Origin of the sequence: Ramlibacter sp., from assembly GCF_035655895.1 — a bacterium.
Taxonomy (GTDB): domain Bacteria; phylum Pseudomonadota; class Gammaproteobacteria; order Burkholderiales; family Burkholderiaceae_C; genus Ramlibacter.
The window spans coordinates 709709-728849 of record NZ_DASRTN010000006.1 but is presented as its reverse complement, the minus strand read 5'-3'; the positions used below and the strand labels follow the sequence as shown (position 1 = coordinate 728849).

At 71.3% G+C, this 19141-nt stretch carries 16 protein-coding genes and 1 pseudogene; 3 read left to right on the top strand and 14 right to left on the bottom strand.

Features of this window, described 5'->3' with window-relative positions; genetic code table 11:
- Positions 1–110: 110 nt before the first annotated feature.
- Positions 111–1532 (bottom strand): S8/S53 family peptidase, encoded by a 1422-nt coding sequence (locus tag VFE82_RS06495; RefSeq protein ID WP_324999438.1) that lies wholly within the window; start codon positions 1530–1532, stop codon positions 111–113.
- Positions 1533–1676: 144 nt separating this feature from the next.
- On the opposite strand from VFE82_RS06495, the gene VFE82_RS06490 reads away from it, so the two are divergent.
- Positions 1677–2567 carry a YihY/virulence factor BrkB family protein gene (locus tag VFE82_RS06490; RefSeq protein ID WP_324999437.1) on the top strand — a complete coding sequence of 297 codons (891 nt, stop codon included), beginning with the start codon at positions 1677–1679 and terminating at the stop codon, positions 2565–2567.
- A gap of 88 nt (positions 2568–2655) precedes the next feature.
- On the opposite strand, the gene VFE82_RS06485 is transcribed toward VFE82_RS06490, so the two are convergent.
- Together VFE82_RS06485 and VFE82_RS06480 are read right to left on the bottom strand one after the other, a co-directional pair.
- Positions 2656–4263: a gamma-glutamyltransferase family protein gene (locus tag VFE82_RS06485; protein ID WP_324999436.1), complete on the bottom strand. Its 1608-nt coding sequence runs from the start codon at positions 4261–4263 to the stop codon at positions 2656–2658.
- Positions 4264–4318: 55 nt separating this feature from the next.
- On the bottom strand, positions 4319–5281 hold the full coding sequence (locus VFE82_RS06480; protein ID WP_324999435.1) for a tripartite tricarboxylate transporter substrate binding protein: 963 nt from the start codon (positions 5279–5281) through the stop codon (positions 4319–4321).
- Positions 5282–5363: 82 nt separating this feature from the next.
- On the opposite strand from VFE82_RS06480, the pseudogene VFE82_RS06475 reads away from it, so the two are divergent.
- A pseudogene (locus VFE82_RS06475) lies at positions 5364–6161 on the top strand (LysR family transcriptional regulator); the annotation flags it as partial.
- A gap of 86 nt (positions 6162–6247) precedes the next feature.
- On the opposite strand, the gene VFE82_RS06470 reads toward VFE82_RS06475, so the two are convergent.
- The 6 genes from VFE82_RS06470 to VFE82_RS06445 form a co-directional block, all read right to left on the bottom strand.
- The gene (locus VFE82_RS06470) at positions 6248–7219 is read right to left on the bottom strand and encodes a tripartite tricarboxylate transporter substrate binding protein (protein WP_324999434.1); all 972 of its coding nucleotides are present in this window, start codon (positions 7217–7219) and stop codon (positions 6248–6250) included.
- 103 nt (positions 7220–7322) lie between these two features.
- On the bottom strand, positions 7323–8612 hold the full coding sequence (locus tag VFE82_RS06465) for a TRAP transporter large permease (protein WP_324999433.1): 1290 nt from the start codon (positions 8610–8612) through the stop codon (positions 7323–7325).
- Entirely contained in the window at positions 8603–9190 is a 588-nt protein-coding gene (locus VFE82_RS06460; protein WP_324999432.1) for a TRAP transporter small permease, read from the bottom strand. Before VFE82_RS06460 ends, VFE82_RS06465 begins: the two co-directional genes overlap by 10 nt.
- Entirely contained in the window at positions 9190–10161 is a 972-nt protein-coding gene (locus VFE82_RS06455; RefSeq protein ID WP_324999431.1) for a TRAP transporter substrate-binding protein, read from the bottom strand. Before VFE82_RS06455 ends, VFE82_RS06460 begins: the two co-directional genes overlap by 1 nt.
- Before the next feature lie 54 nt (positions 10162–10215).
- Complete coding sequence (locus VFE82_RS06450) at positions 10216–11115, bottom strand: SMP-30/gluconolactonase/LRE family protein (protein ID WP_324999430.1); 900 nt, start codon at positions 11113–11115, stop codon at positions 10216–10218.
- Positions 11112–11933: an NAD(P)-dependent oxidoreductase gene (locus VFE82_RS06445; RefSeq protein WP_324999429.1), complete on the bottom strand. Its 822-nt coding sequence runs from the start codon at positions 11931–11933 to the stop codon at positions 11112–11114. The genes VFE82_RS06450 and VFE82_RS06445 overlap by 4 nt, the downstream gene beginning before the upstream one ends.
- 223 nt (positions 11934–12156) lie before the next feature.
- Between VFE82_RS06445 and VFE82_RS06440 the strand changes: the two genes are divergently transcribed.
- Entirely contained in the window at positions 12157–13251 is a 1095-nt protein-coding gene (locus VFE82_RS06440) for an aldose epimerase family protein (RefSeq protein WP_324999428.1), read from the top strand.
- 45 nt (positions 13252–13296) lie between these two features.
- Here VFE82_RS06440 and gudD read toward each other — a convergent pair whose 3' ends face one another.
- The 5 genes from gudD to VFE82_RS06415 form a co-directional block, all read right to left on the bottom strand.
- Complete coding sequence (gene gudD, locus VFE82_RS06435; protein WP_324999427.1) at positions 13297–14622, bottom strand: glucarate dehydratase; 1326 nt, start codon at positions 14620–14622, stop codon at positions 13297–13299.
- 17 nt (positions 14623–14639) lie between these two features.
- Positions 14640–16202 carry a galactarate dehydratase gene (gene garD, locus VFE82_RS06430; RefSeq protein ID WP_324999426.1) on the bottom strand — a complete coding sequence of 521 codons (1563 nt, stop codon included), beginning with the start codon at positions 16200–16202 and terminating at the stop codon, positions 14640–14642.
- A 123-nt stretch (positions 16203–16325) separates the two neighbouring features.
- Positions 16326–17285, bottom strand: a complete 960-nt coding sequence (locus VFE82_RS06425; RefSeq protein ID WP_324999425.1) for a tripartite tricarboxylate transporter substrate binding protein — start codon at positions 17283–17285, stop codon at positions 16326–16328.
- A gap of 37 nt (positions 17286–17322) precedes the next feature.
- Entirely contained in the window at positions 17323–18234 is a 912-nt protein-coding gene (gene kdgD, locus VFE82_RS06420) for a 5-dehydro-4-deoxyglucarate dehydratase (RefSeq protein WP_324999424.1), read from the bottom strand.
- A gap of 73 nt (positions 18235–18307) precedes the next feature.
- Positions 18308–19042: a FadR/GntR family transcriptional regulator gene (locus VFE82_RS06415; protein WP_324999423.1), complete on the bottom strand. Its 735-nt coding sequence runs from the start codon at positions 19040–19042 to the stop codon at positions 18308–18310.
- Positions 19043–19141: the final 99 nt, after the last annotated feature.

The window sequence follows — 19141 nt, the reverse complement described above, 5'->3', positions numbered from 1 at the left end:
CGAGATGCGCACGGCCACTCGCGCATCTGCTGCGTGCCGCTGGACCTTCCCCTCGCACGAACGACATCGTCGCCGGCCTGCGCGCGGGGCGCGGGGCGCGGCCCGGCGCGTCAGCCGTCGCCGTGGGGCAGCGGCACGGCGGGCGCCGCGTGCGCCACCGGGGCCGGCGTCGCGGGCAGCGGGGGCAAACCGGCCAGGGCGGGCAGCGCCGCTGCCGCCTGCGTGCACAGCACGCCGGCGTCCAGGATGCCGGCGCCGAACGGCGTGGGCTGCCAGCCCGGTGGCTTGCGGCACGTGGCCTGCGCGGCCACCTGGAAGGCTTCCACGCGGCGCGCGGTGCGGCCGTACATCGCGTCGATCTGCGGCTTCCACCGCAGCAGCCACAGCGCGGCGCAGCCGCTGGCGATGGCCGCGGCATACGAGGTGCCGTCGCCACCCCAGGCGTAGTCGGCGCCGAGGCCCTTGCGCTGCGCGACCGGCCGGAACAGGTTGGCCGCCGGCGCGCTGAACGCCACCTCGGCGCCGAAGCTGCTGCCGCTCCAGGGCAGGCTTCGCCAGGTCGTGCCGGCCACGGCGATCGCGGTGTCGAGCCGTGCCGGCGCGACCACCGGGTCCACGTGGTTGCCGGCGGCGCACACCACGATCACGCCGCGCGAGCGCGCCAGCTGCATGGCCTGCACCATGGCGGGCGATGCGATCGGCGGAAACACGCCCAGGCTGACGTTGACCACGTCGACCTGGGCCTGCTGGACCAGGTAGCGCAGTGCCTGCGCGAACTCCTCCTGGCGGTCGTTGATGACGACGACGTCGGCGATGCGGACCACCACGTGCGGCACCCTGGGCGCCACGCCGTAGAACTTGCTGCCATCGGGCAGCGTGGCGCAGCCGGAGAGGGTGGCGCCGATGCGGGTGCCGTGGCCTTTCGAGATCGCCCCGAACGGCATCGGGTCGACGCCGTCGTCGTTCGGCGCAGGCACCTGCAGCCCGAACTCCTGGGGCGTGGCCGATGGCATGAAGGTGCGGCACTCGTCGACCCGCAACCAGCTGCCACCCGGCTGGCCGAACCCCAGCGCCCGGTGCCGGGTGTAGCCGGTGTCGATCTGACCGACGCGGATGCCGCTGCCGGCCCAGTCGAGCGTCTCGGGCCCGCCGAGCGCGGCCCAGGCGGCGTCCACCCGGATAGCCTCGAGGTGCCACCGCAGCCCGCCAGCGGCTCCGGGCACCGCCTCCGGTGCGCGAGGCTCGAGGTCCTCCTCGATGCGCTGGCGGGCCAGCGCCTGGGCGTCGGCCTCGTCGATGAACTCCACCCGGTGGGCGCCGATGTGCGTCAGCAGCTTCTCCGCCGACGTCCCGGGGTGTCGCTGCACCAGGTGGCGCAGCACGTGCGGCCGCACCAGGCCTTCGTGCACGCCCACCTGCAGCAGGTCGATGTCGAGCCCGGGATCGCCCAGCGCCGCCAGGCTCTGGCGGTAGGTCGCGAAGCTCGGGCCATCGTCCCGGATGACCACCTTCGCATAGCGCTTTTCAGTCATGCTTGTCTCCACGTCGAACAGGGGGCGGTCAGCGTACGGACGCGTTCCACTCCCGGCCAGTGCCACTCGTCGGCCGGCTGGCCGAACGCGACCGGGTCCGCCGATTGCCCCTGCCCGACCGTTGCCACTGTCGAGAAGAACACCATGCTCAGTCCACGCAAGCTCTTCCAACTCGCCGTCCGGGCGGTCAAGTCCTGGTCCGACGACTACGCGCCCAGCATGGGCGCCGCGATCTCCTACTACACCGTGTTCTCGCTGGCCCCGCTGCTGGTGATCGTGATCGCCATCGCGGGCGCAGTGTTCGGCCGCGAAGCCGTCCAGGGGCTGATCTCCGACCAGTTGTCGGGCCTGGTGGGCGCGCAGGGGGCCGAGATGGTCGAAGGCCTGATCGCCGGGGCCAGCGACACCGACCGCGGGCTGGTTGCAGGGCTCATCAGCATCGGGGTGCTGGTGGTCGGCGCCACCACCGTGTTCGCGGAACTGCAGAGCGCGCTCGACCGGATCTGGAAAGTGCCGGCCACGGCCAAGCCGTCCGGGATCACAGGCCTGCTGCGCGCGCGCCTGCTGTCCTTCGGGCTCATCCTCGGCGTGGCGTTCCTGCTGATGGTGTCACTGGTGGTCAGCGCCACGCTGGCGGCCTTCGGCAGCTGGGCCAGCGGCCTGCTGCCGGGCTGGGAGGTGCTGCTGCAGGTGCTGAACCTGGTGGTGTCGCTCGGCATCCTCACCGTGCTGTTCGCGCTGATCTTCAAGTTCATGCCGTCCACCCAGGTCGCCTGGCGCGACGTCTGGGTGGGCGCGATCGCCACCGCCGTGCTGTTCGAGATCGGCAAGCTGGGCATCGGCCTGTACATCGGCAAGAGCGGCATGGACGAGACGTTCCAGGCCGCCGGCGCGCTGGTGGTGCTGCTGGTCTGGGTGTACTACGCCGCGCAGATCTTCCTGCTCGGGGCCGAGTTCACCAAGAGCTATGCCGACGAGCACGGCTCGCTGTCCGCAGGCGCGCGCCGCGCGCCGGAGAACCCGACCAAGCGCTGAGGCGGCGCCCTCCCCGGTCGGCGTCTGCCACCGGGGCGGCTGGTTCACCAGCGCCGCCGCGGCTGGTGCTGCTGGTCGCGTTCCCGCGTCAGAAGCCCGCGGCCAGGCCGTCGCGCCGCGAATCGGAGGCGGCGACGTAGCCCTCCACCTTCGGGTCGCCCGCGCGCCAGATGAACTGGCCGGCGCCGAAGTCCTGGTAGTTGTCGTTGATGACCTCCATCCGGTGCCCGCGGTGGGCCAGCTCCTGCACGGTGGCCGGGTCCATCTGCTGCTCGACGTTGATCTCCAGGCCGGCGTTGAAGCGCCAGCGGGGTGCATCGCAGGCGGCCTGCGGGCTCTGCTTGTAGTCGAGCATGCGCACCAGGGTCTGCATGTGGCCCTGCGGCTGCATGTTGGCGCCCATCACGCCGTACGACATCACCGGCTGCCCGTCCTTGGTGAGGAAGGCGGGAATGATGGTGTGGAACGGCCGCTTGCCGGGCGCCACCTGGTTGACGCCGGGACGCAGGCTGAATGCATGCCCGCGGTTCTGCAGGCTGATGCCGAAGGTCGGCTCCACGCAACCGGAGCCGAAGCCCATGTAGTTGCTCTGGATGAAGCTGACCATCATGCCGTTCTCGTCGGCCGCGGTCAGGTAGATGGTGCCGCCCTTGGCCAGGTTGCCGGCGCCGAAATCCTGGGCCTTCTTCATGTCGATCAGCCTGGCGCGGCTGGCCAGGTACGCGTCGTCGAGCATCTGCTCGGGCGTGACCTCCATGTGCGAGAGCTCCGCGCAATGCTTGTAGACGTCGGCGAAGGCCAGCTTCATCGCCTCGATCTGCAGGTGCTGCGAGTCGGGCCCGTCCACCGGCAGGCTGGCGAGGTCGAACTTGTCCAGGATGCCCACCGCCATCAGTGCCGCGATGCCCTGGCCGTTCGGCGGGATCTCGTGCAGCGTGTAGCCGCGGTAGTCCTTGGCGATCGGCTTGACCCACTCGGGCTTGTAGGCCGCGAAGTCGGCCGCCGTGAGCGAGCCGCCGTTCTCGCGCGCGAAGCGCTCGATGGCCTGGGCGATCTCGCCGCCGTAGTACGCCGCTCCCTTGGTCTCGGCGATGCGGCGCAGGCCGCGGCCGGCCGCCTTGAACTGGAACAGCTCGCCCACCTGCGGGGCCCGTCCCCAGGGCAGGAAGCTCTGCGCGAAGCCCGGCAGCTGGCCCAGTTCGGGCGTGGCGGCGGCCCATTTCTGCTGCACCACCACCGGCAGCAGGTAGCCCCGCTCGGCGATCTCGATGGCCGGCTCCATCAGGTCGGCGAACGGCAGCTTGCCGAAGCGCTCGGACATCGCCACCCACGCCGCCACCGCGCCCGGCACCGACACCGAGTCGAAGCCGCGCTTGGGCGGGTTGGCCGCCTCGCCGTACTTCCTGCTGAAGTACTCGGGCGTCCAGCTGGCGGGGGCCCGGCCGGAACCGTTCAACCCGTGCAGTTCCTTGCCGTCCCACAGGATGGCGAAGGCGTCGCTGCCCAGCCCGTTGCTGACCGGCTCGACGATGGTCATGGCGGCCGCCGCGGCGATGGCCGCATCGACCGCGTTGCCGCCCTTCCACAGCATGCGCAGCCCGGCCTGTGCCGCCAGCGGGTGCGAGGTCGAGACGACATTGCGGGCGAAGACCGGAATGCGCGTGGTGGGGTACGGGTTGTGGAAATCGAAATGCATGGTGGTGGTCTCGGATCAGGCCGCGCGCCCGCCGTGGCGGGAAGCGGGCCAGGTGTCACTCGGCGGTCAGCTTGCGCTCCAGGATGATCTTGCGCCACTTGGCGCGATCGGCAGTGGCCATGGCGGCAAACTGCTGCGGCGTCCCGCCCACCGGCTCGATGCCCAGGCGGGCCAGCCGGTCCTTGACGTCGGCGTCGTGCAGCGCCTGGTTCAGTGCCGTGTTCAGGCGCGTGACGAGGTCCGCCGGCAGGTTCTTCGGTCCGTACAGGCCGAACCAGGTCATGGTCTCGTACCCCGGCACGGCCTCGGCGATGGCCGGTAGCTCGGGGAACAGCGGCGAGCGCTTGCGGCTGCTGATGCCCAGCGCCTTCACCCGGCCGTCCTTGATGTGCGGCAGCGCGCTGGCCACCGAATCGAACAGCACGTCGACCTTGCCGCTCACCAGGTCGGGCATGGCCAGTGCGGTGCCCCGATAGGGGATGTGCACCAGGTACGTGCCGGTCTGCGCCTTGAAGTACTCGGCGCTCAGGTGGACGATGGTGCCGTTGCCGCTGCTGGCGTAGTTGAGCTTGCCCGGGTTGCGGCGGGCGTACTCGATCCAGTCCTTGACCGTCTTCGCTGGTGAGGTGTTCGGCACGACCATGATGTTGGGCGCATCGCCCACGTGGGCCACCGGCGTGAAGTCGGCCACCGCGTCGTAGGGCAGCTTGCCGCCGAAGCTCGGGCCGATGCTGTGGGTGCTGCTCGTGGCCAGCAGCAGGGTGTAGCCGTCGGGCGCGGCCTTGGCCACGATGTCCGACCCGATCGAGCCGCCGGCGCCCGGCTTGTTGTCGACGACGACCGACGCGCCCAGCCGCTCGCCCAGCTTCTGCGACACGGCGCGAGCGAAGATGTCGGTGGCGCCGCCGGCCGGGAACGGCACGACGAGGCGGATCGGCTTGGTCGGGTAGGCCTGGGCCCAGGCCGGCGCGGCGGCGGCGGCGGCCCCGGCCAGCAACAGGTGGCGGCGGGTGGTCATCGGCCGATTATCGGCACGGCCATCCTCAAGCCAAAGCCAATTCGTCTTTAGTCTCCCGAAAGTTCTGCTTTAGCATCGGCCCGTGTCCAGCCTCCGCCTCCTGCGCACCTTCCTGGCCGTGGCCAGCGAAGGATCGTTCGCCGCGGCCGCGCCGCGCGTGGCGCTCACCCAGGCCGCCGTCGGCCAGCAGATGCGCACGCTCGAGGCCGAGCTGCGCCGGCCGCTGTTCGAGCGCCAGGGCAAGTCGGTGGTGCTGTCCGAGGCCGGGCGCGCGGTGCTGCCGCAAGTGCACCAGCTGGTGGCGCTCTACGACCAGCTGCTGGCGGCACCGTCGGCGCAGCCCATGGCGGGCACGGTGCACCTGGGCGCCATCGTCTCGGCGGTGCGGCCGCTGATCGAGTCCACGCTGGCGCTGAAGGCACGGCATCCGGCGCTGGACCTGCATGTCAGCGCGGCCAAGTCCGGCGACCTGATCGCGCGCGTGGCGGCCGGCGAGCTCGACGCGGCAGTCGTGGTGCGCGATGGCCGCGACACCGCGCCGCTGCTGGCCTGGACCGCGCTGTACGACGAGCCCATGGTGCTGCTGGTGCCGGGCACGCTGCCCGACGCGCCGGTGCGCACCCTGCTGCAGCGCCACCCGTTCATCCGGTTCGACCGTGGCGAGCACACCGGCGGGCTGGTCGACCGCGCCCTGAAGCAGCTGCGGGTGCGGCCCGAGGAGTTCCTGGAGCTGAACGCGCTGGAGGGCATCGTGGACCTGGTGCGCTCGGGCCTGGGCACGGCCATCGTGCCGCTGCTGCGGGAGGCGCGCTGGCAGCACGATGCGCGGCTGCGCGTGGTCGAACTCGACCGGGCCGAGGCGCGGCACGTCGCGCTGGTGCGCCGCCGCGACGGCGGCAATGCCGAAGCCATCGGCGCCGTGGTGCGCGAGTTCAAGGCCGGGTGGCCGGCTGAGCCGGCCGTCCTTCACTCGGCCTTGATCGAGGCCTGGGCCACCAGCTGGGCCCAGCGCTGGCGCTCCTGCGCAAAGAAGCGGTCCTGCTCGGCCGGCGTCATGGTGACCACCTCGGCGCCCTGCCCGGCCAGGCGCGCGCGCACTTCCGGATCGCGGATGGCACGCACCAGCTCGGCGTTCAGCCGTTGCACGATCGCCTCCGGCGTGCCCTTGGGCACCAGCACGCCCTGCCAGGTGCCCGATTCGAAGCCGGGCACCCCCTGCTCGGCGATCGTGGGGACGTCGCCGATCAGCGGCATGCGGGTCTTCTTCGACACGCCCAGCAGCTTGAGCTTGCCGCTCTGCACGTGCGGCAGCGTGGCCAGCATGCCATTCATCAGCACCTGGGTCTGGCCGCCCACCGTGTCCTGGATCGCCTGGATGCCACCCTTGTAGGGCACGTACTGCCAGCGCGCGCCGCTGGCGCGTTCCACCGCGACACCGGCCAGGTGCGGCGCGCTACCGGTGGCCGTGACGGCGAAGTTCAGGTCCTTCTGCTTCGACAGCGCCACCAGTTCCTGCAGGTTGCTGGCGGGGACCGAGGGATGGACCACCAGCAGGTGCGGCGAATAGGCCAGCATCGTCACGCCACGCAGGTCCCTGGACGGGTCGAACGGCAGCCGGGTGTAGACCGACGGCGTGATCGCCAGCGCCCCGACGTCGCACAGCAGCAGCGTGTGGCCGTCCGGCGCCGACTTGGCGACGAAGTCCGAGCCGAGGTTGCCATTCGCCCCGGCCTTGTTCTCCACCACCACCGAGGTCTTGAGCGCCTCGGCCAGCAGGTTGCCGATCGAGCGCGCGATGATGTCCGAGGAGCCGCCCGGCGGGTACGGCACCACCAGCCGGATCGGCTTGCTGGGAAAGGCGGGCGTCTGGGCGAAGCCCGCGGGGGCCGCGAGCGCGGCGGCGCCGGCCGCGAGGGCCTGGCGGCGGTTGAAGGTCATGCTTGTCTCCTTGTCGTGTCGGGGTCTGGGTCGGATCGTGGCGGGTGCCGGCGTCGGCCCGGCGACCCGGCTGCGCGACGGCCGCCCCAGCCGCGCGAGCCGCTCACTTGAGCAGGTTCGGCAGCCACAGCGAGAACGCCGGGACGTACGTCACTGCCAGCAGCGTGGCCCCCAGCGCAGCATAGAACGGCGCGATGGTGCGCATCACCTGTCCCACCGAGATGCCGCCGATGGCGCAGCCGACGAACTGGACCGTGCCGACCGGCGGCGTGTTCAGCCCCAGCGCGCAATTGATCAGCATGAGGATGCCGAACTGCAGCGGGTCCATGCCGTACTGCATGGCGATGGGCATGAAGATGGGCGTGCACACCAGGATGGTGGCGGCCATGTCCAGGAAGGTGCCCAGCACGAACAGCAGCAGGTTGATCATGAGGAAGATCACCCACGGGCTGTCGCTGACCAGCTTCATCAGCTCGCCGGTCTTCTGCGGCACCTCGTACAGCGCCAGGAAGTAGCCGAACGCGTTGGAGATGCCGATCAGCAGCAGCACCACCCCGGTGGTCTTGCAGGCCTTGGCGCAGGCGCGCAGGAAGTTCTCGCGCGACAGCGACCGGTAGACCAGCGTGGTGATCAGCAGCGCCCAGGCCACCGCGATGGAGGCCGACTCGGTCGCCGTGAACGCGCCCGAGAGGATGCCGCCCAGGATGATCGCCACCACCAGCAGCCCCGGCAGGGCCGCCAGGAACGACGACAGCACGATGCCCCAGCCCGGGAACGCGCCGTGCACCGGATAGCCGCGCCGCACCGCGACCCAGTACGCCGCCGCCAGGTTGCACAGCGTCAGGATCACCGCGGGCACCAGCCCGGCCAGGATCAGGCCCAGCACGCTGACCGACGCGATCCCCGCGGTGGCCAGGGTGAAGATGATCATGTTGTGCGAGGTGGGCATCAGCGCGCCCACCAGCGCTGCGTGGGTGGTGACGTTGACCGCGTAGTCGGTGTCGTACCCCTGCTTCTTCATCAGGGGGATCATCACCGAGCCGATCGCCGAGACGTCGGCCATCGGCGAGCCGGCGACGCCGCCGAAAATCGTGCAGCCCAGCACGTTGCTCATGCCCAGGCCGCCGCGCACATGGCCCACCAGGCTGTTGGCGAAGCGGATGATGCGCTCGGCGATGCCGCCGTACAGCATCAGCTCGCCGGCGAACACGAAGAACGGGATGGCCAGGAACGAGAACACCTGCATCCCGCCCACCATCTTCTGGAACACCACCGGCACCGGCAGGCCGGCGGCCACGATGGTGGCCACCGACGCCAGGCCGATGGCGAAGGCCACCGGCATGCCCAGCAGCAACAGCACGGTGAAGCTCACCGCCAGCACGGTCAGTTCCATGCCGCCTCCACCTCGATGCCGCGCAGCAGGGCGACGATGTGCTCGATCGAGAACAGCACGATCAGCGCGCCGGCCAGGATGATCGGCACGTAGTCGATGCCGTCGGGCACCGGCAGCATGGGCTTCTTCTCGCCCCACTTGGCCGCCGCCCAGACCCAGCCGCCGTAGACCATGAGCCCGCCGAACACGGCCACCAGCGCATGCACCAGCAGCGCGATGCGGCGTTGCCAGGCCACGGGCAGCAGCACGACGAGCGACTCCAGGCCCAGGTGGCCGGCATCGCGCACGCCGACGGCCAGGCCGAAGGCCGTGACGAACAGCACCAGCAGCATCGCCAGGTTCTCCGCCCAGGTGGGCGTGTCGTTCAGGAGGTAGCGCCCCACCACCTGCCATTGGACGCAGAGCACGACCGCGATGAGCAGCAGCACGGCTGCGAACAGGCTCGCGCGCGCCAGCCCCGCGCACAGGCGGGTGAACGGGCCCACCGCGCCTGCGCGTGGCGGCGCCGGCTGCTGCACCGGCACCGCGGCCGGCTGCTCCACCGGCGCGGCCGCCGGCACGGTCGTGCCCGCAGCCATCACTTGGTGTCCTGGATGGCCTTGACCAGGCGCTTCATGTCGGCGGTGGTCATGAACTTGTCGTACACCGGCCCCATGACGGCCTGGAACGAGGCCTTGTCGACGTCGACGATCTGCGCGCCGGCGGCCTTGACGTTGGCCAGCGACTTGGCCTCCTGGGCGTCCCACGCGGCGCGCTCGACCTTGACCGAGTCCTTGGCCGCGGCGCGGATCAGGTCCTGGTCGGCCTTGGGCAGCTTGTCCCACGCCACCTTGGAGAACAGCAGGATCTCGGGCGCCATCGAGTGCTCGGTGCGGCTGTAGTACTTGACGGCCTCGACGTGCTTGGCGGTGTCGAACGAGGGGGTGTTGTTCTCGGCCGCGTCGATCAGGCCGGTCTTGAGGCCGGTGTAGACCTCGCCGAACGGCATCGGCGTGGCGTTGGCCCCCATCGCCGACACCAGGGCGACCCACAGGTCGGACTGCTGCACGCGGATCTTCATGCCCTTGACGTCGGCCACGGTCTTGATCGGCTTCTTGGCGTAGATCGAGCGGGCGCCGCTGTCGTAGAACGCCAGGCCGACCATGCCGGCCGACTCGCAGGACTTGAGGATCTCGTCGCCCACCGGACCGTCCAGCGACTTGCGCATGTGCTCGACCGAGCGGAACAGGAAGGGCATGGTCGGCACCATCGTCATGGGGCAGACGCTGTTCATCGCGCCGACGTTCACGCGCGTCATCTCCAGCGCGCCCAGGCGCACCTGGTCGATGGTTTCCTTCTCGGTCCCCAGCGCACCCTTGTTGAACACCTTGATCTTCAGCCGGCCCTGGGTGGCCTTGTCCAGCTGCGCGCCCATCGCCTTGACGGCGACCACGGTGGGGTAGTCGTCGGCATTGTGGATGTCGGCCGAGCGCAGGTCGGCGCGGGCCGGCGTGGCCAGCAGGGCCAGTGCCGCCGCGGACGCGGCGGCCAGCAGGGTGAGGTGTTTCATGGCGTCTCCTTGGTGTTGGTGTTGGTGTTGGTGTCGGTGTCTGTGAGCGTGGATTCAGTCGAGGCAGGGCGTTTCCGGCAGGCCGGTCACCCCCGGGCGCAGGGCCAGCAGCGCCCCGTCGAGCGCGGCGTCGAAGCCGTCGACGGGCCGCGCGGGGCGGATGCTGGTGACGAACAGCCAGTCCAGGCCGGGGCCGCCGAAGGCGCACATGGCGGGCTTGGACACCGGCAGCCGGATGCTGCGGTCCAGCCGGCCGTCCGGGGTGAAGCGGTGCAGCACGCCGGCATCGTTGGCGCAGGTCCAGTAGCAGCCTTCGGCATCGATGGCGGCGCCGTCGGGCCGGCCGGGGTGCTGCCGCATGTCGACGAATTCGCGGCGGTCGAGCGGGGTGCCGTCGTCGTCCAGCGTCCAGCGCCAGATGCGGCGCACGTCGGGGTGCGAATCCGAGAGGTACAGGATGCGGTTGTCGGGGCTGAACGCCAGCCCGTTGCCGGTGACCAGGCCGGTGACCAGGGGCGCGGACAGGCCCCGCGCGTCGTAGCGGTAGAGGCTCCCCAGCGGCGAGCCCAGGCCCATGTCGCGCACCATGGTGCTGGCCCAGAAGCGGCCCGCGCGGTCGCAGCGGCCATCGTTGAAGCGCATGTCGGGCCGCGGATGCGCCACTGCGGCGCGCAGCGTGGGGGCCGCGTCGGCCTCCTGCGGCGGCAGCGCCAGCGCGTACACCCCGTCTTCCAGCCCGGCGACCAGCCCCCCGGCCGCACGCGGCGCGATGCAGCCCACCCGCTGGGGCAGCTGCCAGCTGCTCACCGCGCGGCTCGCCCAGTCGAGCCGGCGCACGCAGCGGCCCTCGATGTCCACCCAGTGCAGCGCGCCCGCGCCAGGCGACCAGACCGGGCTCTCGCCGACCTGGTCGCGCGTGGCGGCCGCGACCTCGATGCCGGGAAAGGCGCTCATTCGATGGGCCCGGTGCGCACGAAGGCGCCACCCTGGTAGATGGTCGCCGGATCGTTCGGGTCCAGCACCGGCTGCCGCGCCTCGATGCGGTCGCGGAACACGTCGGCGCTGTCGCGGGGCCGGTAGCCCAGGTGCCGCGCCAGCCGGTTGTCGTAGAAGGCGGCGCTGTTGTCCGAGATGCCGTAGACGACGCTCCAGCCGACCACGGGGGCGGACAGGCTGGCGACGACCAGCCGCTCGAGGTCGTCGTAGCTCAGCCAGGTCTTGAGCATGCGCCGGTCGCGCGGTTCGGGGAACGACGAGCCGATGCGCAGCGCCACCGTTTCGATGCCGTGCTTGTCCCAGTACAGCCGCGCGAGGTCTTCGCCGAAGGCCTTGCTCAGGCCGTACAGGCCGTCGGGTCGGGGCAGCGACTGCGCGTCGACCACCTCGTCCTGCCGCCAGAAGCCCATCACGTGGTTGGAGCTCGCGAACACGATGCGCCGCACGCCCTGGCGCCGCGCCGCCTCGTACAGGTTGTAGGCGCCCACGATGTTGGCGCCGAGGATGGCGGCCCAGGGCTGCTCGGTGGAGACGCCGCCCAGGTGCACCACGGCATCGACGCCGGTCAGCAGGCTGCGCACGCCATCGGCATCGGCCAGGTCGAGCTGCACCACCTCTTCACCCTCGCCGGCCGGCTCGAGCACGGCGATGTCGGACAGGCGCAGCACGTCGCAGTAGCGACGCAGGCGTGGGCGCAGTTCGCGCCCGAGGCCGCCGGCCGCACCGGTCAACAGCAGGCGCGGCCAGCGCAAGGCGGTGGCGGGTTGAGCAAGCATGCTTTGTTGTCAGTTGTCGTACAACAAATGTCGCTGCACAGGCCGGCCGCTGTCAACGCCGCCGCGTCGGGGTTTGCCCGGAGACGACCGCCCTGCGAGACACGGCCATCCTCGGCGACACTGACCTGGCGGCTTCCGGGCGACGGCATCCCGGCCTGCCCGGCCGGCCGGCCGCCGGGCGGACGCGCCTCGTGCGCCCGGACCGACGAACTCGACTTGTACGATGACGCACCCTGCCCCACTCGATCCCGCGGCCTTCGCCGGCCCCGGGCAGGGCCGGCCGATCCGGCTGCTGATGCTGCAAAGCCCCGGCGGGCTGCGCGCGGCGGTCTGCACGCACGGCGCACGGCTGCTGCAACTGGTGGTGCCCGGGCGCGGTGGCGACTGGCACGACGTCGTGCTGGGCCATGACAGCCTGGCGCAGCTGCGCGCCGGCCTGCCCAGCATGGGCGCGATCGTCGGCCGCTACGCCAACCGCATCGCCCACGCGCGTTTCGTGCTCGACGGGCGGACCTGGACGCTGCCGCCCAACGACGGGCCGCACTGCCTGCACGGGGGCCCGGCCGGCAGCCGGCACCAGGTGTTCGAGGTGCTGTCGCAGTCGGCCGAGCACGCGCTGCTGCGCTGGACCTTCCATCCCGAGGAGGACGGTTTTCCCGGGACGCTGCGGCTCGACGTCTCGTACCGCCTGCGCGACCCCGGCGAGCTGGCGATCGGCTGGCGCGCCCAGGCGCTGGACGCGCCGACCGTCCTGAACGTCACCGCGCACCCGTACTTCAACCTGGAGGGCCAGTCCTCCCCGCACGCGCGCGGGCACTGCATCGCGATCGCCTGCGACCACGTGCTGCCCGTCGACCCGGGCCGCATTCCCACCGGCGAGCTGCTGCCGGTCGACGGCACCCCGTGGGACCTGCGCGAGGGTCCGGACCTGGCCTCGGCGCTGGCGCGGCTGGCGAGGGGGGCGCCGGACACCCGCGGCTTCGACCATTGCTGGGTGGCGACATTGCAGCCCCGGCCAGGCGTGCTGCGGCGGCTGGCGCGGGCGGTGGCGCCTGCCACCGGAATCGTGCTGGAGGCCTGGAGCGATGCGCCAGGGCTGCAGTTCTTCACGGCCAGCGGCCTGGACGGCAGCGCCCCGCGCCACTGCGGCAAGGGCGGCCGGCGCTACGGGCCGGAGGCGGGCTTCTGCCTGGAGCCGCAGCAGTTGCCCGACGCGCCCAACCAGCCGGCCTTCCCGCCCACCCGGCTGGAAGCGGGCGAGCAGCGCCAGGGCGAGATCGCGTACCGCTTTTCGGTCGAGGGGCCGGCGGCGGCCTGAGCGCGGACGCCGGATGTGCGGCGACGCTGCTGCCGGCCGCCGCGTTCAGCGCACCAGACAGGGCCGCTTGGGATCGAACTTCCAGCCGGGGACCAGGAACTGCATCGCGACCGCGTCGTCCCGCGCGCCCAGGCCGTGCTGCCGGTACAGCGCGTGGGCCTTTTCGACCTCGGCCATGTCCAGCTCGATGCCCAGGCCGGGCTTCTTGGGCACCTGGACGTAGCCGCCCTCGATGCGCAGCGGCTCCTTGGTGAGGCGCTGGCCGTCCTGCCAGATCCAGTGCGTGTCGATCGCCGTCACCTTGCCGGGCGCGGCCGCGCCGACGTGGGTGAACATCGCCAGCGACACGTCGAAGTGGTTGTTGGAATGCGAGCCCCAGGTCAGGCCCCAGTCGCGGCAGGTCTGCGCCACCCGCACCGAGCCGGCCATGGTCCAGAAGTGCGGATCGGCCAGCGGGATGTCGACCGCCTGCAGCGAGAGCGCATGCGCAAGCTGGCGCCAGTCGGTGGCCACCATGTTGGTGGCGGTGGGCAGGCCGGTGGCGCGGCGGAATTCCGCCATCACCTCGCGGCCCGAGAAGCCCTCCTCCGCCCCGCAGGGATCCTCGGCGTAGGCGACGATGCCCTGCATCCTGCGGCCGAGGCGGATCGCGTCCTTGAGCAGCCAGCCGCCATTGGGGTCGAGCGTGACGCGGGCCTGCGGGAAGCGTTCGTGGAGCGCCGTGACCGCATCGACTTCGGCATCGCCGCTCAGCACGCCCCCCTTGAGCTTGAAATCCTGGAAGCCGTAGCGCTGGTGCGCCGCTTCGGCCAGTCGCACGATGGCTTCCGGCGTGAGGGCTTCCTCGTGGCGCAGGCGCGCCCAGTCGTCGGCCGCATCGGGCTCGCTGGCGTACGGCAGGTCGGTCTTGCGGCGGTCGCCGACGAAGAACAGGTAGCCCAGCATCTGCACGGCATCACGCTGCTGGCCTTCGCCGAGCAGCGCCGCGACCGGCACGCCCAGGTGCTGGCCCTGCAGGTCGAGCAGCGCGGACTCCACCGCCGTCACGGCATGGATGGTGGTGCGCAGGTCGAAGGTCTGCAGCCCGCGGCCGCCAGCGTCGCGGTCGGCGAACATGGTGCGGATGCGGTTCAGGATCGACTGCAGCTCGCCGAGCGGGCGCCCTTCCACCAGCGGCCGCGCGTCCTCCAGCGTCTGGCGGATCTTCTCGCCGCCGGGCACCTCGCCCACGCCGGTCTGGCCGGCGCTGTCGGTGACGATGACGAGGTTGCGGGTGAAGAAGGGCGCGTGCGCGCCCGAGAGGTTCAGCAGCATGCCGTCGCGTCCCGCCACGGGGACGACGCGCATGGTCTTGACGACGGGAGAGGACATGGGGTGCGAAGGAAAGGTCAGGTCACGGGGGCGGGGTTGAACAGCACGAGCTGGTTGCGCAGCTTCCACTGCTCGGCCCAGGTCTTCTTGCGGCCGCTGGCGACGTCGAGCATCAGGCGGAACAGCTCCCAGCCGACGTCCTCGACGCTGGCCTCGCCGTCGGCGATGCGGCCGGCGTTCACGTCCATCAGGTCGTGCCACCGGCGCGCCAGGTCGGTGCGGGTGGCCACCTTGATGACCGGCACTTCGGCCAGGCCGTAGGGCGTGCCGCGGCCGGTGGTGAACACGTGCAGGTTCATGCCGGCGGCCAGCTGCAGGGTGCCGCAGATGAAGTCGCTGGCCGGCGTGGCGGCGTAGAACAGGCCCTTGTGCGGCAGCTTCTCGCCGGGCGACAGCACGCCGGAGATGGCCGAGGTGCCGGACTTGATGATCGAGCCCATCGCCTTCTCGACGATGTTCGACAGGCCGCCGGCCTTGTTGCCCGGCGTGGTGTTGGCGCTGCGGTCGACGCTGCCGCGCTGCAGGTAGTCGTCGTACCAGGCCATCTCGCGCACGATCGCCTGCGCCACCTCGGGCGTGGCGGCGCGCGAGGTGAGCTGGGCGACGCCGTCGCGCACCTCGGTGGTCTCCGAGAACATCACGGTGGCGCCGGCCCGCACCAGCAGGTCGGTGCAGAAGCCCACCGCGGGGTTGGCCGTGACGCCCGAGAAGGCGTCGCTGCCGCCGCACTGCACGCCCACCACCAGCTCGCTGGCCGGCACCGTCTCGCGGCGCCGCGCGTCCAGGCGCCGCAGGTGCACCTCGGCCTGCCGCACGATCGAATCGACCATCGACATGAAACCGACGTGGGCGTTGTCCTGCAGGCAGACCACGTCGAGGGCGGCCTGCGCCTGCCCGTCGCGCTGGTCGACCAGGGGGATGCTGCCGGGCGGCAGCAGGCGCTCGGGCTGCAGCTTCTCGCAGCCCAGGCTCACCACCATCACCTCGCCGCCGAAGTTCGGGTTCAGGCTGATGTTGCGCAGGGTGCGGATCGGGATCTTCGCATCGGGCGCGTCGATGGCGACGCCGCAGCCGTAGCCGTGCTCGAGCGCCACCACGTCGTCGACGTTGGGGTAGCGCGGCAGCAGCTCCTTCTTGATCCGGTCCACCGCGAACTCGGTGACGCCGGCCACGCACTGCACGGTCTGGGTGATCGCCAACACGTTGCGCGTGCCGACGGTGCCGTCGGCGTTGCGGTAGCCCTCGAAGGTGTAGCCCTCCAGCGGCGCCGACGGCGCGCGGGCACGGGTGGCCATGGGCAGGTCGTCCAGCCCGCGGGCCTCGGGCATGTGCAGCAGGCGCTCGTGCACCCAGCTGCCGGCGGGGATGTCCTTCAACGCACGGCCGATCACCACGTCGTAGCGGCGCACCGCGCCGCCGGCCGGGATGTCCACCAGCGCCACCTTGTGGCCCTGGGGCACCCGCTCGCGCAGCACCAGGCCGTCGTCGAAGGCCGCGCCGGACGCCAGCCCGCCGTCGTTGGCGACGATGGCCACGTTGTCGGCGGGATGCATCCGGATGCGGCGGGGAGTCGATGTCATGGAGAAGGCATTCCTTGCGTGTTCACGGCCGTCGATCAGGCCCGGCCCGGGCCCGCCACGGCGGCCGCCGGCCGCGCCGGCGCCGGTGGCGCCTCCGGGCGCAGCCGGGCACGCCGGGACTGCTTAGTCTGCCGTGATCTTGCGCGTTTCGATCAGCTGCTTCCAGCGACCGTACTCGACGGCCTGGAATTTGCCGAACTGTTCCGGCGTGTTGGCCACGATCTCGAAGCCCTGCGCCAGCAGCTTGGGCTTGACGTCCGGATCGTTCAGCGCCGCGACGATGGCGCCGTGCAGCCTGGCGCGGACGTCCGCCGGCAGCCCCTTGGGCGCGGCGACCGCCTGCCACGACTGCACCTCGGCACCCTTGACGCCCTGTTCGTCGAGCGTGGCGACCTCGGGCAGCAGCGGCGAGCGCTGCTGCGACGAGATGCCCAGCGCGCGCACCTTGCCAGCCTTGATGTGCTGGATGATGCTGTTGATGTTGACGAAGGCCGCATCCACCTGGCCGCCCAGCAGGTCGTTGATGGCGGGGCCGCCGCCCTTGTACGGCACGTGCAGGCCTTCGGTGCCGGTCTGCTGCCAGAACAGCTCGGCCGAGAGGTGGTCGGACGAGCCGTTGCCGGAGGAGGCGAAGCTGACCTTGCGCGGGTCGCGCTTGAGGCTGGCCAGCAGCTCGGCCACCGTCTTGTTGGGCGAGTTCACGGGCACCACCAGCACGTTGGGCGCCTGCACCGCCACCGTGATCGGGTCGAAATCCTTCAGCGCCTCGTATTGCACGCCCTTGATCAGGTGCGGCGCGATCACGAACGGACCGAGCGACGACACCAGCAGCGTGTAGCCGTCGGCCGGGGCGCGCTTGACGAACGCCGCGCCGATGGTGCCGGTCGCACCGGGCTTGTTGTCGATGATGAAGCTGCCGCCCAGCTTCTCCTGCAGCTTCTGCGAGAGCACCCGGGCGATGGCGTCGGTGGAGCCGCCCGGGGGGAACGGCACCACCAGCGTGACGGGCTTGTCGGGGTAGGCGGCGAACGCGGGGGCGGCGGCGGCCAGCGCCAGCACGGCGCCGAGCAGGATCTTCTTCATGCTTGTCTCCTTGGTTGGACGGAACGTCGCGCCGGGTCTATTGGCTGCCCAGCTTGCGGATCAGGGTGGTCAGCTGCTCGACCTCGGCCGGCTTCAGGTCCGACAGCGGCGGGCGGACCGGGCCGGCGCTGTGGCCGGCGACAGTGGCGCCCGCCTTGACGATGCTGACCGCATAGCCCTCGCCCTTGTTGCGGATCTCGAGGTAGGGCAGGAAGAACTCGTTGAGCAGGCGGCTCGTGGTGGCGGTGTCGCCGCTGGCGTAGGCGTTGTAGAACTCGATCGCCGTGCGCGGGATGAAGTTGAACACCGCCGACGAATAGGTCGGCACGCCCAGCGCCTTGTAGGCGTTGGCATAGACCTCGTGGGTCGGCATGCCGCCGATGTAGACGAAGCGGTCGCCCAGCTTCTGGCGGATGGAGACGATGCGTTCGATGTCGCCCAGGCCGTCCTTGAAGCCGATCAGGTTGGGGCAGCGCTCGGCCAGGCGGGCCAGCGAGTCGGCAGTCAGCCGCGTGGCACCGCGGTTGTAGACGATGACGCCGATCTTCACGCTGCGGCACACCGCCTCGACGTGCGCGACCAGGCCGTCCTGGCTGGCCTCGGTCAGGTAATGCGGCAGCAGCAGCACGCCCTGGGCGCCGTTGCGCTCGGCTTCCTGCGCGTAGCGGATGGCCAGCGTGGTGCCGCCGCCGGCGCCGGCGACGATCGGCACCCGGCCGCGGCAGGTGTCGGCGGCCGTGCGGACCACCTGCGAGAACTCCGACGGCTCGAGCGAGAAGAACTCGCCGGTGCCGCCCGCGGCGAACAGCACGGTGGCGCCATAGGGCATGAGCCACTCCAGCCGGGCCGCGTAGCCGCGCGGTTCGAAGCGCAGCTGCGCGTCGAAGTCCGTCAGGGGAAAGGACAGCAGGCCGCTGGACAGCGCCAGCTTCAGTTCGTTCGGCGTCATGGTCGCTCCGGGTTGAGGTAAGACATCGTACAACTGATGTCGCGGTCCGACATCAGGGGAAGCACGGACGCTGTCAGCGGATGTTGCCGGGGCTGGCCGCGGCGGCGCGTTGCCGCCGCTCCCGGCTGTTGGCCAGGTGGGTGCGCATGGCGGCGCGCGCCGCCTCGGGGTCCTGGCGCTCGATCGCGGCCAGGATGCTCTCGTGCTCGACGTTCACCCGCCGCAGGTAGTCCTCGCGCTCGGGCGTGAGCGGCTCGGCCTTCTCCAGGCGCGCGCGGGGGATCATCGAGCCGCCCAGCGTGGCCATCAGGTCGGCGTAGTGGGCGTTCTGGGTGGCGCGGGCGATCTCGAGGTGGAACTGGTAGTCGGGCCCGACGGCGTCGCGGCCCTGCGCCACCGCGGCCAGGAAAGCCTCGAGTGCTGAGCGCAGCGACGCCACGTTCTCGGGCGTGCGCCGCGCCGCAGCGAGCGCGGCACTCTCGGTCTCCACGCCGATGCGCAGCTCCAGCACGCCGATCACGTCCTGCAGGGTCGCGAGCTGGGTGGGCGCGATGCGGAAGCTGCTGGCATCGCCGTGGCCGAGCACGAAGGTGCCGATGCCGTGCCGGGTCTCGACCATGCCGGCCGCCTGCAGCCGGGAGATGGCCTCGCGCACGACGGTCCGGCTCACGCCGAATTCCTCCATGATCGCGCCCTCGGGCGGCAGCTTGGTGCCGGCCTGCAGGCGGCCATCGCGGACCCGGTCGCCCAGTGCCTGGACCAGGTCGCTGGTCAGGGAGCGGGATCTGCGGAGGGTCGCCGGTTGCACGGTCGTATTATGTCGGACGACCTTCGGGCACACCAGCACACGGCGCAGGACCAGGCGTGGGCTGCCGCCGTCGCACCACAGTGGCTGCGGCTGCCGCGC

What these genes read in the sequence shown, in the direction of transcription:
- VFE82_RS06495 (WP_324999438.1), bottom strand. Translation starts at nt 1,532, where the DNA reads ATGACTGAAAAGCGCTATGCGAAGGTGGTCATCCGGGACGATGGCCCG.
- garD (WP_324999426.1), bottom strand. Translation starts at nt 16,202, where the DNA reads ATGACATCGACTCCCCGCCGCATCCGGATGCATCCCGCCGACAACGTG.
- VFE82_RS06465 (WP_324999433.1), bottom strand. Translation starts at nt 8,612, where the DNA reads ATGGAACTGACCGTGCTGGCGGTGAGCTTCACCGTGCTGTTGCTGCTG.
- VFE82_RS06455 (WP_324999431.1), bottom strand. Translation starts at nt 10,161, where the DNA reads ATGAAACACCTCACCCTGCTGGCCGCCGCGTCCGCGGCGGCACTGGCC.
- VFE82_RS06440 (WP_324999428.1), top strand. Translation starts at nt 12,157, where the DNA reads ATGACGCACCCTGCCCCACTCGATCCCGCGGCCTTCGCCGGCCCCGGG.
- VFE82_RS06450 (WP_324999430.1), bottom strand. Translation starts at nt 11,115, where the DNA reads ATGAGCGCCTTTCCCGGCATCGAGGTCGCGGCCGCCACGCGCGACCAG.
- kdgD (WP_324999424.1), bottom strand. Translation starts at nt 18,234, where the DNA reads ATGACGCCGAACGAACTGAAGCTGGCGCTGTCCAGCGGCCTGCTGTCC.
- VFE82_RS06485 (WP_324999436.1), bottom strand. Translation starts at nt 4,263, where the DNA reads ATGCATTTCGATTTCCACAACCCGTACCCCACCACGCGCATTCCGGTC.
- VFE82_RS06460 (WP_324999432.1), bottom strand. Translation starts at nt 9,190, where the DNA reads ATGGCTGCGGGCACGACCGTGCCGGCGGCCGCGCCGGTGGAGCAGCCG.
- VFE82_RS06425 (WP_324999425.1), bottom strand. Translation starts at nt 17,285, where the DNA reads ATGAAGAAGATCCTGCTCGGCGCCGTGCTGGCGCTGGCCGCCGCCGCC.
- gudD (WP_324999427.1), bottom strand. Translation starts at nt 14,622, where the DNA reads ATGTCCTCTCCCGTCGTCAAGACCATGCGCGTCGTCCCCGTGGCGGGA.
- VFE82_RS06470 (WP_324999434.1), bottom strand. Translation starts at nt 7,219, where the DNA reads ATGACCTTCAACCGCCGCCAGGCCCTCGCGGCCGGCGCCGCCGCGCTC.
- VFE82_RS06490 (WP_324999437.1), top strand. Translation starts at nt 1,677, where the DNA reads ATGCTCAGTCCACGCAAGCTCTTCCAACTCGCCGTCCGGGCGGTCAAG.
- VFE82_RS06445 (WP_324999429.1), bottom strand. Translation starts at nt 11,933, where the DNA reads ATGCTTGCTCAACCCGCCACCGCCTTGCGCTGGCCGCGCCTGCTGTTG.
- VFE82_RS06480 (WP_324999435.1), bottom strand. Translation starts at nt 5,281, where the DNA reads ATGACCACCCGCCGCCACCTGTTGCTGGCCGGGGCCGCCGCCGCCGCC.